At 58.9% G+C, this 14,300-nt stretch carries 11 protein-coding genes and 1 pseudogene; 9 read left to right on the forward strand and 3 right to left on the reverse strand.

Translation table 11 applies throughout. The annotated features are described in order from the left end of the window. Positions 1–37 precede the first annotated feature (37 nt). The 7 genes and pseudogenes from D9N14_RS22745 to D9N14_RS21725 all read left to right on the forward strand — a co-directional run. Positions 38–190, forward strand: a pseudogene (locus D9N14_RS22745) (HAMP domain-containing protein); the annotation flags it as partial. Positions 191–343: 153 nt separating this feature from the next. Then, positions 344–937 (forward strand): sensor histidine kinase, encoded by a 594-nt coding sequence (locus D9N14_RS22750; protein ID WP_411267970.1) that lies wholly within the window; start codon positions 344–346, stop codon positions 935–937. A 142-nt stretch (positions 938–1,079) separates the two neighbouring features. Then, positions 1,080–1,511 (forward strand): response regulator, encoded by a 432-nt coding sequence (locus tag D9N14_RS21705; protein WP_290583775.1) that lies wholly within the window; start codon positions 1,080–1,082, stop codon positions 1,509–1,511. A gap of 28 nt (positions 1,512–1,539) precedes the next feature. Next, positions 1,540–3,222 (forward strand): EAL domain-containing protein, encoded by a 1,683-nt coding sequence (locus tag D9N14_RS21710; protein WP_290583777.1) that lies wholly within the window; start codon positions 1,540–1,542, stop codon positions 3,220–3,222. Between the two features lie 77 nt (positions 3,223–3,299). Beyond that, a complete protein-coding gene (locus D9N14_RS21715) occupies positions 3,300–4,445 on the forward strand; it encodes a hypothetical protein (RefSeq protein WP_290583779.1) in 1,146 nt (381 codons plus the stop codon). Between the two features lie 93 nt (positions 4,446–4,538). Beyond that, positions 4,539–5,483, forward strand: coding sequence for an ABC transporter substrate-binding protein (locus tag D9N14_RS21720; RefSeq protein WP_290583781.1), 945 nt, complete (start codon positions 4,539–4,541; stop codon positions 5,481–5,483). Further along, entirely contained in the window at positions 5,480–8,347 is a 2,868-nt protein-coding gene (locus tag D9N14_RS21725; RefSeq protein WP_290583783.1) for an EAL domain-containing protein, read from the forward strand. Before D9N14_RS21720 ends, D9N14_RS21725 begins: the two co-directional genes overlap by 4 nt. Before the next feature lie 5 nt (positions 8,348–8,352). Here D9N14_RS21725 and D9N14_RS21730 read toward each other — a convergent pair whose 3' ends face one another. Next, the gene (locus D9N14_RS21730) at positions 8,353–9,108 is read right to left on the reverse strand and encodes a DUF4126 family protein (protein ID WP_290583785.1); all 756 of its coding nucleotides are present in this window, start codon (positions 9,106–9,108) and stop codon (positions 8,353–8,355) included. A 118-nt stretch (positions 9,109–9,226) separates the two neighbouring features. Between D9N14_RS21730 and D9N14_RS21735 the strand changes: the two genes are divergently transcribed. After that, positions 9,227–10,876 (forward strand): Na/Pi cotransporter family protein, encoded by a 1,650-nt coding sequence (locus tag D9N14_RS21735; RefSeq protein ID WP_290583787.1) that lies wholly within the window; start codon positions 9,227–9,229, stop codon positions 10,874–10,876. A 186-nt stretch (positions 10,877–11,062) separates the two neighbouring features. After that, a complete protein-coding gene (locus tag D9N14_RS21740) occupies positions 11,063–11,581 on the forward strand; it encodes a hypothetical protein (protein WP_290583789.1) in 519 nt (172 codons plus the stop codon). Positions 11,582–11,598: 17 nt separating this feature from the next. Here D9N14_RS21740 and D9N14_RS21745 read toward each other — a convergent pair whose 3' ends face one another. After that, positions 11,599–12,642 carry a succinylglutamate desuccinylase/aspartoacylase family protein gene (locus D9N14_RS21745; protein ID WP_290583791.1) on the reverse strand — a complete coding sequence of 348 codons (1,044 nt, stop codon included), beginning with the start codon at positions 12,640–12,642 and terminating at the stop codon, positions 11,599–11,601. Continuing rightward, entirely contained in the window at positions 12,639–14,129 is a 1,491-nt protein-coding gene (locus tag D9N14_RS21750; RefSeq protein WP_290583793.1) for a glutamate--cysteine ligase, read from the reverse strand. The genes D9N14_RS21745 and D9N14_RS21750 overlap by 4 nt, the downstream gene beginning before the upstream one ends. Between the last annotated feature and the right edge of the window lie 171 nt (positions 14,130–14,300).

Below are 14,300 nucleotides of genomic sequence, written 5' to 3' on the forward strand. Positions count from 1 at the left end.
GCTGGGCATCATTTCCGCAGTGTCCCTGCTGGTGGCCATGGTGCTGCAGAAGGCGGTGACCACGCCGATATCCGAGCTGGCGAAGACCGCCACCAGTATCGCCAACGACCGGGATTTCAGTCTGCGGGCTACCAAAACCAGCGATGATGAAATCGGCCAGATGGTGGATGCCTTCAATGAAATGCTGGAGGCGATCCAGCAGCGGGATCAGGAGCTGCGGTCCCATAAGGTTGAACTGGAATCCAAGGTGGAGGAGCGCACTGCCGAACTGAAGGCGGCCAATCAGGAGCTGGAGGCGTTCAGTTACTCTGTATCCCATGATCTGCGCTCTCCGCTGCGGGCCATCGACGGCTTCAGCCAGGCCTTGCTGGAAGACTACGCCGATCAGCTGGACAGCCCGGCCCTGGGCTACCTGGAGCGGGTGCGGATGGCAAGCCAGCGCATGGGCACGCTGATCGACAGCATGCTCTGGCTATCCCGTGTAACCCGCCAGGAAATCGTGACCCGCACCGTGGACTTCAGCCTCATGTGCGAGGAGGTGGTGCAGGATATCCAGGACCGCGAACCGTCCCACCAGGTCAGGGTGACGGTACAGCCGGGCATGAGCATGCGTTGCGATTCGCGCCTGATGCGCATCGTGGTCACTAACCTGGTGGATAACGCCTTCAAATACACCCAGCATGTGCCGGCACCGGAGGTCAGTATCGGTTGCAAGGAGGGGATCTATTTCATCCGGGATAATGGGGCCGGGTTTGACATGCGCTATGCGGACAAATTGTTCGGTGTATTCCAGCGTCTGCACAGCAAGGATGAGTTCGAAGGCACCGGCGTGGGGTTGGCCACGGTGGCCCGCGTGATTCAGCGTCATGGGGGGGATATCTGGGCTGAAAGTGAAGTCAATCGGGGGGCAATCTTCTATTTTACAGTGTCCTCGTGACCGTTGCCGCAGACGGCTGATCCAATCTCGGATAGCCTCGGGATAAAAGTAAAAACATTGACTTAAATACCCACAGTCTTTATGTTGAAGTGGTCTGTCAGCCTTCTGATAGGATCTTTCGGAATAGACCAAGATGAGTGATATGACTATATTGCTAGTAGAAGACAACCCTGATGATGAGTTGTTGGCGTTGCGTGCGCTTAAAAAGAGCAATGTGCCCAATACGGTGGTTGTCACCCGTGATGGTCAGGAAGCACTGGATTACATCTTTGGTGAAGGCAAGTTCCAGGGGCGTGACGTCCGGGTCTTGCCGAAGGTGGTATTTCTGGATCTGAAACTGCCCAAACTCGATGGTCTGGAAGTGTTGCGTAAAATCAGGGAAGACAAACGCACCAAAGGCTTGCCGGTGGTTCTGCTGACGTCCTCCGATGAAGTGCAGGATATGCAGGCCGGCTACGATATTGGTGTGAACAGTTACATTAACAAACCAGTGGATTTCGACGAATTTGTGTCGCAGGTTAAGTTATTAGGCCAGTACTGGTTGGGTGTAAACTGCGTTCCCGCTCTATACTAATAAGAAAATATCATCCAGGGGGATGGGCTTGGAACGCTTCCTCAAAGTTTTAATCGTAGATGATTCCGAAGACGATGCGCTGCTGCTGGTGCGTGAGTTACGCAAAGGTGGCCTGCGGTGTGAGTTTGAACGGGTCGAAAGCGCCGTTGGATTAAAATCCTCGCTCAATCGTCAGTTATGGGATCTGGTGGTCACCGACCACAACATGCCTGCCTTCGGTTCCTCCGAGGCGTTGAAAATCACCAAAGCCATGCAGCCGGAAACACCGGTGATTGTGGTGTCCGGTGCCATCAGTGATGACGTGGCGGTGGATTCCATGAAGTCGGGGGCGCAGGATTACATCATGAAAGATAATCTGGCGCGCCTGGTCCCTGTGGTGGAGCGTGAATTGCGGGAATCGGAGCAGCGCTCTGCCCATCGGGCCGTGGAGCGCAAGGCCGCTTATCTGGCCAATCACGATGTATTGACTGACCTGATCAACCGGGAACAATTCAAGGTGCACCTGGGCCATGCCCTGGAAAGCGCCTTCGAGCAGGGGGTGGAACACGCCCTCATCTATGTGGACCTGGACCAGTTCAAGATCATCAACGACACCTGCGGCCATGTGGCCGGTGATGAATTGCTGAAACAGATCGGCAATGTGGTTAAGGTGATTCTGGGGGAGAAAGACTACATCTCCCGCATGGGCGGTGATGAATTCGGGATCCTGTTGCTGGATTGCACCCTGAATGAAGCCACGGCCATGGCCGGTCGCATTCACGAAGCCATCAAGCAACACCGTTTCCTTTGGGATGGCCAGGAGTTCCGGGTGTCCTCCTGTATTGGTCTGGTGCAGATCAACCGTGCCAGCTCTACCATTGAGGAGCTGCTGGCCAGTGCGGACATGGCCTGTTATGCGGCGAAGGATAAAGGCCGCAGTTATATCCAGATCTATGACCTGAATGACCAGGACCTGACTCAGCGCCGGGATCAGATGCATTGGGCCTCCCGTATTCGTCAGGCACTGGATCGGGATGAGTTTGTGCTCTATAAACAGGCGATCGTGGGGCTGTCCGAATCCGCCAGCCACTGTGAGTTTCTGGTGCGGATGAAAGATGGCGAGCGCATCGTCCCCCCCGGGCTTTTTATTCCGGCGGCGGAACGTTTCAACCTGATGACCCTGATCGATCGCTGGGTGGTGAATCATGCCTTTGCCTATGTGAAGCGCTGCGTCAGCAAAGGCACCTCCCTGCCGGGTGGCCTGTATTTTATTAACCTTTCCGGCTCGTCGCTGAATGATGAAACCTTCTTTGACTTTGTGCGGGAGCGCAAGGATTTCTACGGCATTCCGCCCCACAGCATTTGCTTTGAGATCACCGAGACCACGGCGATTTCCAATATTGAGACGGTATCAGTGTTCATCGCCGAAATTCGTGATCTGGGGTTCCTGTTTGCGCTGGACGATTTCGGTGTGGGCATGAGTTCGTTTGCCTACCTGAAGGCGATCCCCATTGACGTGCTCAAAATTGACGGAGGGTTTGTTCGTAATATCGTAAACGATGCCATGGACCTGGCCATCGTCAGTGCCTGCAACTCCATTGCCCACTCCGCCGGTTTGAAAACCGTGGCCGAGTTTGTGGAGGACCAGGCGATCGTGGAATGCTTACGGAAGCTGGGTGTGGATTATGCGCAGGGATACGGAATAGAGAAGCCCAGACCGTTGGATGATTGATATGTGCTTGCGTTCCACGGCAGTGAACCCGGTGGCTGGGTTGCAATAAGTCTGTGCGCATACCGAGGGTTACCCTGTTGGGGATAGTGGCTTTGGCCTGCGCCGGCGTGGCCCGGGCCGCTGAAGAATCCCGCCCCGGGTTGTTGCTCCCCGACCCCACACTGCCTGCCATCGCCCTCGCGCCTTCCCCTTCCCCGCCCCCGGGATTGCCCCGTCTGGACGCAGAACCGCCTCAGCATGTGCCAGCCAGGCTGCCGGACCTGCAGAGCAGCCGAACCCCGGCCGAAGGCGCGGACCCGTTTCTCAGTTACCCGCGGTTGGAGGATATTTATGTGCCTCGGGCTCGCCCCGGCTACGTGGATCAGGGGGTGACCTACCTGTTGGATTCCCGCCGCACGATTTCCTCTGCTGTCTCCCTGATGGGGGAGCGGATGGATGCGTATTTTGCCGGTGACCACTCCTGGGATACGGAAAACGATACCTATCTGCGCTTGCGCCTGTCGCAGAAATGGATTGAAGGTGGTCACCTGGAGCCGGAGTTGGACTACAAATTCCGGTTGGATCTGCCCGGCACCAAACAACGCTACCGGCTGGTACTGGCTTATCAGGAGGATAACGAGCAAACGCTGGAAGAGCGGGAGCGTTCCAGTGAAACCGCACGCCCACCGGAGGAGCGGTCGCTGTTTGCCGGCCTGTTGCGTACCTTAGGCGATGAAAGTGGCAACTGGGAAACCAAACTCAGCGCCGGGGTGAAGGTCAAGCTGCCCCCGGACCCGTTTGTGCGAAGTTCGGGTAAGCGGTTGTTTTCCATCGGAGATTTCTGGGAGTTCAGGTTCCAGAGCATTCTCGAATGGTTTAACTCAAGTGGGGTGCATGCGGGCACGGATTTCATTTTTGAGCGCATCGTGGCGCAACAGTTCCTGTTTCGCGCGGGCACCTATCTGGATTGGCGGGATGAAAAGGACACCCTGGAATTCGGGCAAAAATTCAGCTTGTTCCAGGATCTGGGGCCCCGCGACGCCATCGGCTACCACCTGGGTATTTTCGGCAACAGCTACAGCCACTCCCAAATTGATACTTATTACATCAGCGCCGATTACCGCCGGGACCTCTATAAAGACTGGTTATATATGAACGTGGTGCCGGAGCTGGCGTTTCCCCGCGAGGAGGATTTCACCGGCGTCGCCTCCCTCACCGTATCCTTCGAAATCTTCTTTCGCTAAACCAACGACGTTAGTCTGCCAACTATCCTGCAGGGTAAAAGCTTCATTGCTATAGTGAAATAACGAAAAACGCGCGGGAAATACCCTGAATCCATGAAGTTGCTGAAACTGATCGTCACCTCGCTGTTGCTGGTGCTGGCCCCAGGCTGCACCCTGGACGACGGACGCCCGCTGAAAGTGGCTACCAACCTGTGGCCAGGCTATGAGCCACTCTATCTGGCCCAGTATCTGGGGGCATTCGATGGGGAAGTGGAGGTGATTCAACTGTCTTCTGCGACAGAAGTGATGCGGGCTCTGGCCCACGGCAATCTGGACGCCGCGGCTCTGACCCTGGATGAGGCCATCAGTCTGATGGCAAAAGGCATGGACCTGGAGCCTATCCTGGTGCTGGACTACTCCCGTGGCGGGGACGCCATCGTGACCCTGGCGTCCGACGTGACCTCCCTCTCCGGTATGTCAGTGGGGGTGGAAAATACCGCGTTGGGGGCCATCGTGTTGACCGAGGCCCTGCACCAGCAGGGGATCGATTTCAGTGCCATTGAGGTGGTGAACGTCAGTGCGGACGAGCATGAGAGAGTGCTGCGGGAACGGCACGTGGATGCGGTGGTCACCTTTGAGCCCCGGTTGACCCGACTTCTGGCGCTGGGGGGCAAGGTACTGTTTGATACCCGGCAGGCCCCGGAGCTGGTGGTGGACGTGCTGGTGGCCCGTCGCCCTGTGGTGGAACGCCGTGAGCGCCAGTTCAAAAAGCTGGTGACCGGCTATCTGGAGGCCCGCCGCTATATGGACAGTCACCACAGTGAATCGGAGGCATTTTTCAGCAAACGCCTGCGCCTGGACAAGGCCCAGCTGCGGCATGCATTTCGCGGCTTGTATCTGCCCACCCTGGAGGATAACCGCGCCTGGTTTTCCGGCCAACCCAGCCCCTATCAGAAGACCTTCGGCCGGGTGTTGGAGGTGATGCACCTCCACGATCTGGTGGAAGGGGAGCCGGAAGCGCAGAATCCGCCGGCCTGGCTGCTGGAGGTTTCAGGTTGAAGCCCGCGAAGCTTTCTCTTACTTCCCTGGTTGTGCTGGTGATTGCAGTCAGCTTTGCGCTGCTGTCGGCGCTGTTTGCGTACAACCAGTATCTGGTGCTGAAGCGACATGCCTTCAACGAAGCCAGAATCAATATGAAGACCATCCTGATGGTGTCCCAGGCGCGCTTTGAGAAGGAGTTTCGGCATCGGGATCCGGCCAGCGTGGAACGCGAAGTGATGGCGTTGAATCTGCTGGACGACGTGCGCTTGTCGGCGGTGGTCGATCAGAGTGGCGTGGTGAAATTCTCCAGTAGCTTTGTGGTGTTGGAACAACCGGCGGCCACCCAGTTGCCGCAGTTCGATCAGGCCTTGTTCCAGCGGGTGGTGGAGAACCGCAACCCGGTGCTCATCAGTAACGCCCCGCGGGATCTGCTGATCGCCTATTACCCCCTGGTGATGGATGCCAACGGAGCGGGCAGGCGACCGGAGAACATCGGTGTGCTGTACGTGGAGTGGAGCCTGAGTCGCCCTTACACCCTGATCCGCCAATCGGTGTGGCAGAACCTGGCAATCCTGTGGGGCATCATGGCGGTGGTGCTGGCGGCGTTGCTGATTGTGTTGCGTAAAATCGTGTTGCGCCCGTTGCAGAGTCTTACCCGCAAAGCCGACCGGGTGGCTTCTGGCGAGGAGATGGAAGTGTTCCGGCACAAGGGCTTTCAAGAGTTGGGGGAACTGGCCTCGGCGTTGAATCGCATGAACAGCAATCTGCACAACAGCTTGCAGAAGGTGAAGAGCAGTGAGCAGCGTTGGGTGTTCGCTCTGGAAGGCGCAGGGGATGGTGTACAGGACTGGAATCTGCTCACCGGCAGAACGTATTTTTCACCGCAGTTCAAAAAAATGATGGGCTTGAGCCAGGGGCGGGACGTTACCTGGGACGACTGGAAACAATTGGTGGACCCGGACGACTGGCCTTTTGTGGAGCGGAAAATTCAACGCCACATCCAGGGGCTGTCGGACCTGTGTCGCATTGAGTATTGCGTACAACACCCGATGGGCGATCCACGTTTCATTCTGATGCGGGGCAAGGTGGTGGAATATGATGCCAGCGGCAAGGCGTTGCGCTTCATCGCCACCCACAGTGATATTACCGTGCAGCGTCGCACCGAAGACGCGTTGCGCGGCAGCGAAGAAAAATACCGCATGCTGTTTGATATGGCTCAGGAAGGCATCTGGGTGCTGGATGCGGATGGGTTCACCACGCTAGTCAACGATTCCATGGCCGCCATACTGGGCTTCGACAAGGAGTACATCATCGGCCGCAACATCCTGGAGTTTGCGGAGCCGGGTACCCGCCCCCGGCTGGAGGAGGCGCTGCGCAGTCGCTCTCCCATATCAGAAATGTATCAGGATTATGATTTCGTTTCCCGCACCGGACGCCGCATTCACGTCACCATGAAGACGGCGATCATTTTTGACAGCCGGGGTGAATATGCCGGCCGTATTGCCGGCATCATGGATATCACCGAGCGCAAACGGGCGGAGCAACGGATTCGGCAGCAGGTGCTCTATGACGAGCTCACCAGCCTGCCCAATCGGCGCATGCTCAATGACAAGCTGGCCCAGGAGCAGGCCAGGGCGCTGCGGCACAATCATTGTGGTGCCTTGCTGTTTGTGGATCTGGATCATTTTAAAAACGTCAACGACTCCCTGGGGCATCCCATTGGGGACGGCCTGCTGATTGCCATCGCCGACCGGCTGCGGCAGGTGATACGGGAGGAGGACACCCTGGCCCGCCTGGGTGGGGATGAATTTGTGGTGCTGCTGCCGGAACTCAGCGACGACGCCACCATGGCGGCCTCCCTGGCGCGCAATGTGGCCTTGAAGATCCAGTCGGTATTGGCGGATGCCTTTGATGTATCCGGCAATAAACTCAATATCGGTTGCAGCATCGGGATTGCGCTGTACCCCCTGGATCAGGAAACCATTCATGACATCATGAAGCAGGCGGATGCCGCCATGTACCGGGCCAAAGAGGAAGGCCGCAACACAGTGCGCCTGTTCAGCAAGGAAATGCACCAGCAGATTGAGCAGAACCTGAAGTTGCAGATGCTGTTGCCGGGTGCCCTGGAGGAAGAACAGTTCATCCTCTATTTTCAGCCCCAGTTTAACGATCGCAGCGAGTTGATCGGTGCCGAAGTGTTGTTGCGCTGGGAGGAGCCGCACCTGGGCTTTGTGCGCCCGGATCTGTTTATCCGTGCGGCGGAGGAATCCGGGCAGATTATTCCCCTGGGGGACTGGGTGCTGCGTAAGGCCTGTCAGCAGATGCGGGAGTGGCGGGAACGGGGGTTACCGGACAGTTTTGATCGCCTGGCCATCAACATCAGCGCCCGCCAGTTTTCCCAGGATGACTTTGCCATGAAGGTGGAAGCCTTTGCCCGGGAGGCCGACATCAGCCCTTCGGAACTGGAGCTGGAGATCACCGAGAGCATGCTGTTGCATCACCTGGACCAGGTGGTGGAAAAAATGCGCCTGCTCCACAAAATGGGCTTCCACATTGCGCTGGATGACTTTGGCACCGGTTATTCCTCGCTGTCGTACTTGCGGGAGCTGCCCCTGCACAAACTGAAGATCGACCAGGCCTTTGTGCGGGACATCCGCAGTGACCAGAACGACCGGGTCATCGTTGAGACCATCATCGCCATGGCGCGATTGATGGAACTGGATGTCATTGCCGAGGGGGTGGAGGAGGAGTATCAGCTCAACTTCCTCAAGGAAAAAGGCTGCTACCAGTACCAGGGGTATTATTTTGACCGGCCGATCCCGGCGGACCAGTTCTATGACACCTGGGTGGCCCGGGGGGATCAGTCCCGACGACGTTCCTGATCTGGCTAGGCGTTGCCCTGGTTACGTTGTGTCAACAGCAGGGCTTTCTCCGTTTCGAATTCCTCCTGGGTCAGTGCGCCCTGGTCCAGTAGCTGTTTCAGTTGTGCCAGGCGGCTCAGATAGTGCTGCTGGGGTTCGCCGGGGGCGTCTTTCTCCACCAGGCCCAGCCACTGGCCGATTTTGCGGAACATCAAGCGCAGGGCGCGGAAAATCTTCGGTAACAGCCAGATCACCAGGGCAATGAACACCAGCAGGAAAATCAGGAACGCTATGGGGTGATTGAGGGCGGCCCACAATCCGGCCAGCACCAGAAAGTCCTCGCTGAAGGAGGCGATCCAGTTGGTGACGGGTTCCGGGGAGGTGTTGATCAACAGCCGGGTGCCGGCTTTGGTGGCATGGGAGGTGGCAGCCATACCGCCGCCGAGGATGCCGGCGGCGATTTCCAGGGTGGGGGTGACGTCCCCCACTGCTCCGGCTGCCAGCATGGCCCCGGCAGGAATCCGCACAAAGGTGTGCAGGGTATCCCAGCCGGAATCCACCCCGGGCGTTTTATCGGCAAAGAACTCCACTGCATACATGGCACCCGCCGCCATGATCACCAGCGGGTCCTGCAGGGATTGCAGGTCCGGTGGCAGATCAATGTTGCCGGTGGCGCCACCGATGCCCAGCACCAGGAGCGCGGCGTAGAGGTTGACGCCGCTGGCCCAGGAAACCCCCATGGTGAGGGCGAGAGTGCTGATAAGTGCCTGATATTCTTCCACGAGTGCCTCTTGTACAATTGAATTCCGGCCGGCGTTTGCCTGCATACCAGAACAGGATGCCGGGGCTAACCTTAACTCAGCCTGAACAGGATTCGAAGCGGATTATATGTCGATCTGGATGAGCTTATTATCGTTCGTGGCAGGCCTGGGGCTGTTCCTCTATGGCATGAGCCAGTTGGAAGAGGCGCTTGGGGTGTTAAGCAGTGGCTCGTTCCGGCGTTTTCTGCGGCGCTCCACCGGCAACCCGGTGACTTCGGTGCTGGGGGGTACCCTGACCACCATGCTGGTGCAGAGCAGCTCCATGGTGGGGCTGTTGATGATGGCCCTGGTGGGGGCCGGTATCATCCCGCTTGCCAATGCGGTGGGCGTGGTGTTGGGCGCCAACCTGGGCACCACTTTCACCGGCTGGATTGTGGCCACCCTGGGCTTCAAGCTGAACCTGGCCGCCCTGGCCCTGCCGGCCATGGGGGGCGGGGCCCTCTGGTGTGTGCTGTTGGCGCGGCGGGAGCATTGGCTGGCCTGGGGGCGGATGCTGTTCGGCCTCGGCCTGTTGCTGTTCGGGCTGGATGCCATGAAAAGCAGCATGGAGCAGGTGGCGACCCGTTTCGATGTGTCGGTATTGCAGGGCTATCCGGCCATCGTCTATCTGCTGGTGGGGGTGGCGTTCACCGCCCTGATCCAGTCCAGCTCGGCCACCATGATGATCACCCTGAGTGCCCTGCATACCGGTATCGTGGACCTGCCGTCGGCGGCGGCATTGGTGATTGGTGCCGATCTGGGGACCACCAGCACCCTGGCCCTGGGGGGCATCAAGGCCTCGGCAGTGAAAAAACAACTGGCCCTGGCCCATGTGCTCATCAATGTGGTCACGGCCACACTGGCGTTCCTCGGCCTGCCACTGTTGCTGTCCCTGGTGGATGCCAGCGGTGTAGAGGATCCGCTCTATCAGCTGGTGGCTTTCCACAGTGGCTTTAACCTGGTGGGCATTGTGCTGCTGTTGCCATGGGTGAAACCGTTCTCCCGTTTTCTGGAGCGGCGTTTTCTGAGCTCGGATGACGACGTGCGAACCTATATCCAGAACGTGGCGCCTACCCTGGTGCAGGAATCCCTGGAGGCGGTGGCACGGGAGGTGGAGTGCCTGCTGGTGAAAGTGATGGCACTGACCTTGCGCAACCTGAAGCTGGAACCGGAGAGCCTGCGGCTGACCCTGGCCATGCAGCAGCGGCTGCAGCAGGCGTTTCCCTCCGGGCAGCGTTTTGAGGAGAGTTACGATGAGATCAAGCGCCTGGAGGGGGAAATACTGGAGTTCTGCGGTGCAGTACAGACCGGTGTGGTGGCGCCGGACCAGGTGAAGCAGGTGCACCGTTACCTGAACGCCGCCCGTCACGGGGTGTATGCGGCCAAGTCCGGCAAGGATATTCGTCAGAATCTGGCCTTCCTGCGGCATTCTGAAAAGCACACCCTGACGGCGTTTTATCAGGCTCAAGTGGGGCTGCAGAAGCAGCGCCTGACGGAATTGGGCACCCTGTTGGAGGCTCACTACCAGCCCGCACATCTGCGCACGGAGTTGGGCCGGTTGCAGGAGCAGGTTCGGCAAAGCCATCGTGACACCGAGCAGACCCTGTTCGTACAGGGTCTGCATGACGGTGCCGACGAGCAGGAGACCTCCACGCTGTTGAACGTGAACCGGGAGCTGAAAGCGGCCCTGGATAATTTTGCCCTGGCCCTGGGTTGTTTGCGGTTGGAGGACGCGGAGCTGGTTGATTAATAATCAAGTGGAAACATGGGGGTGGGTGGCGTATACCAAGTTGGGGTGAGCGGCCTGCGGGACCCCGCGTTTTCGTTATCCCAGCCACCGTTTCTTATCAAAGTTGGAAGCAGTACACAGTTTCCTGACGCGTTTCTTTTTAGCATTTTGCCCATTGAGACCAGTGATCATTTCGGGGGAAATGCGGTGTCGGCGCCAAAGTTCAAAGTTTCCATACAGGGTGTGCTGAAAGGCTTCAGCGATACCAGTGTGCGTGATGCACTGGCCAGTCAATTGAAGATGGAGCCGCAACAGGTGGACAAACTGTTGCTGAATCAGGGGGCCCTGTCGAAAAAGCTGCTGCCCCACAAAGATGCCTTCAGTCTGCAGTCCATTCTGCGGGAATTGGGGGTTGATTGCGTGATCCGGCCGGTGCCCCTGGAGGGGCTGGCGGAGCGTGCCGGCACCCTGCAGATGAACGTGGACGCCCGGCCCAAGCCGGTGAGCCGGACTCCGGTGGTGCGCTCCCAACGGCCGTCCCCGGTGCGCAGTGGGCGGGCTTCCCTCAAGCCAGTGGTGCCCAAGGGGGCGGTGAGTGTCTGGCCGGTGGCCGCGGTGGTGGTGTTGGTGCTGTTGGCCAGCTGGCTGTTCAAGGCTCCGTCTGCCGGATTGGATGCACCGCCGGCACCGCAGATGGCCTCGATCCTGGACCGGCCCCTCGATTAGTCAATACAGCCGACCTCCTAGGCCAGGTGGCTGCCGTTGTCGGTGACGGCGTAAAACAGGCAGTCGCTTTTGGCGATGGTGGCGTTGGTGGTGATCATAAACAGCTTCAACGCCTGGGCCGGATAGAGCCGGTTGCCCTCCAGTTTCAGCACTTTGTCTTTCACGTCCACTCCGGCCGGGGTATGGACGATCAACTTATCCCAGCTTTCCGGTTTGACCCAGCCCAGGGCCACATCGGGGTTGATGCGGCCGAAGTTGTGGTGCTCCACATCCGGCGGCAGGGTGATGTCGGCATAGACGTCTTCCGCCTCGCTGTAGGTAATGCTGGCATCCTCCCGTAATTCCAGACGCACCGGCTCCCGCAGGATTTCCAGATCCCAGTCCGCGTCCACCGGGGTCAGCACGTCTTCCCGGGTGGCGTAGCGCAGGATGCCTTCATACGCGATCTGGTCGGCGCGGGGGTCCTGGGCCCCGCCGCATTCGATGGTGACCGTGGGTACATTGCGTTCACTGTATTCAAACAGAGCTCCCAGCTTCAGCCCGGTCACCAGCATGCGCTCGGTGAACAGGCTGGTGAGGGCGTCGTGGGCCGGGTCCTGTTTCATGGACACCGCAAAGCAGGGCCCCATGCCGGAGGTGTTGTGGATGTCGATCAGGGCTTCCGGGTTCAGCTCCTGCAGAATGTCCAGGATGGCTTTGGCCAGGCGCCCCTGGGGATCGTCAAAGGGTTCCCTGAAGCAGCGATTGAGGTCCCGCTCCTGGGGCAGGTGGCGGTAAAAGAACAGGGGTTCCTGCAGGGCGGTTTGCACTGAGCCAAAAAAGCACAGCAGATCCACCGCCGGTTCAATGCCCTCTTGCAGGAAACGGAACAGGGCGCGGGTGCCGGAGGGCTCGTTGCCGTGCAGCAGGGTGCAGATGGCCCGCGCGCGGCTGCGGTCCCGCCCCGGTATGTGAATCAAAGTGGGGCCGGCCATTTCCCGCAGAAACGCTTCCACGGATTCCCCCACCATCTGCGGTGACGGATGATACCAGTAGCGGATCAGGGGACTGCCCAAACTCATAGTGCTTCACTCCATTGGCTGACGGGTTGTTGAGAATAGAAATTCTGGCGGTAGCGTTGCAACATCTGCTGGCGTGCGCTTGCTGCGTCCAGTCCGCTGGCCTGCAACCGGTGCAGCATGTTGAGTTGCCATTGGGCGCCGTTGGTGCGGGCCTGGAGGCGGTCACGGATATTGTCCATCAGGCGTTTGGCCTCGCCATGCTCCATGCCTGCCATCTGCAGGGCATCTTCCGCCATGGGCACCAGGCGACGGGCCAGTTCCAGAACCTCGTATTCCACCACTTTAATCTGGCTGGATGAGGGCCACAACAATACAGCGTCCAGACCGTGCTGGGCGGCCCGGTAGAAATTGTGCTCGGCGAATTTAAAGGGTAACAGACTGGTGCGGTCGGCCATGGAATCCCGCAGGGCCAGGGCGCTGCCCAGCAGGAAGGCGCCACTGGCACTCATATCCTGCAGGCTGGGGCCGGCGGGCAGGGCGCGCATTTCCATGCGCACGTGACCGCCGTCGTGATGGTCATAGATAGCCCGGTTCCAGGGCCAGGTGCTGCCCTGATGCAGTTTCAGCTCATGCAGTTGCGGGCGTTTTCCCTGGGCCAGGGCCTGCAGCGGATCTTCGGCATGCAGCACGGGCATGATGGGCGGAAACAGGGCCACGGTGGAGGCGAACAGCTCCAGCGCACCCTGCCGCAGCCAGCCATTGCCGAAGTACACCCGGGGGGGATACTTGCGTTGGGCGTGGTTTTCATCCCGGCAGTCGATGGATTGCTTGAACAGGGCAATGCGGGTTTCCTGCCACAGTTCATGGCCGAACAGTAGCGGGGAATTGGCGGCCAGGGCCAGGGCAATGGGGGTGACCAGCTGCACCGCGTTGAAACTGTCGGCGAATTGCTCCGGATTCAGCCGCCAGTGCAGTTGGAATGAGGTGTTGGCCCCTTCCAGGGTGACGTCATCCCAGGTCAGGTCCAGCGGCGGCGTGCCATCAATATGCACTTCAAACGGCGCACCCCGCAAGCGGCGCAGGGCATTGTCCATGGCGCGGTAGCGAGGTTGATCCGTCATCATGTGGGAACCGAACTGGCTCAGTTGTGCTGTAGGCAGAATGCCGATGGGAAGTAGCTCAGCGCCATAGCGGGCGGCACAGGTGTTGGTGTCGCGGATGGCCTGCTGCAACTCCTGTTCGAAGGCCGCGAAGGGGGCGCCGGCGAAGCTGTGGGGGCGCAGGTTGTATTCCAGGTTAAAACGGTTCAGCTCCGGGGTCAGCTGTGGATTGGCGGCGGCCTTCAGAATGGCTTCGTTGCAGGGCACAGGCTGGCCATCCTGTGCCACCAGATAGAATTCCAGCTCGGCTCCCAGGCTATCGGCCCCCACCCCAAACCCCGGTTGTTCCAGCAGTTGTTGCAGGGCGTGCAGGTTATCGCGGATTTTCTCGTTAAAACGGTCATAATCTTCCGCAGTAAACTGATCTTGCCGGATCTCGATGCCCATGTGCTCTCTTCCAGTCTGCTTTCCCTTAAAGATGAATCAGTTAGCATGATTAGTCCATGTCCCCGGTCAGAGTTGTGGCGGATTTGCTAAATTTGGTACGATCGTGCATGTTTTGCTCCGTGGGAGTTGCCGTCACTCTGTCGGTGAAGCAAGGTGGGTTAAAGTGATTTT

This window comes from Ketobacter sp. (assembly GCF_003671495.1).
Classification (GTDB): Bacteria; Pseudomonadota; Gammaproteobacteria; order Pseudomonadales; family Ketobacteraceae; genus Ketobacter.

Bases quoted from the DNA above. Each gene is read 5' to 3' on its own strand.
- D9N14_RS21720 (WP_290583781.1), top strand. From the start codon at position 4,539: ATGAAGTTGCTGAAACTGATCGTCACCTCGCTGTTGCTGGTGCTGGCC.
- D9N14_RS21745 (WP_290583791.1), bottom strand. From the start codon at position 12,642: ATGAGTTTGGGCAGTCCCCTGATCCGCTACTGGTATCATCCGTCACCG.
- D9N14_RS21750 (WP_290583793.1), bottom strand. From the start codon at position 14,129: ATGGGCATCGAGATCCGGCAAGATCAGTTTACTGCGGAAGATTATGAC.
- D9N14_RS21735 (WP_290583787.1), top strand. From the start codon at position 9,227: ATGAGCTTATTATCGTTCGTGGCAGGCCTGGGGCTGTTCCTCTATGGC.
- D9N14_RS21705 (WP_290583775.1), top strand. From the start codon at position 1,080: ATGACTATATTGCTAGTAGAAGACAACCCTGATGATGAGTTGTTGGCG.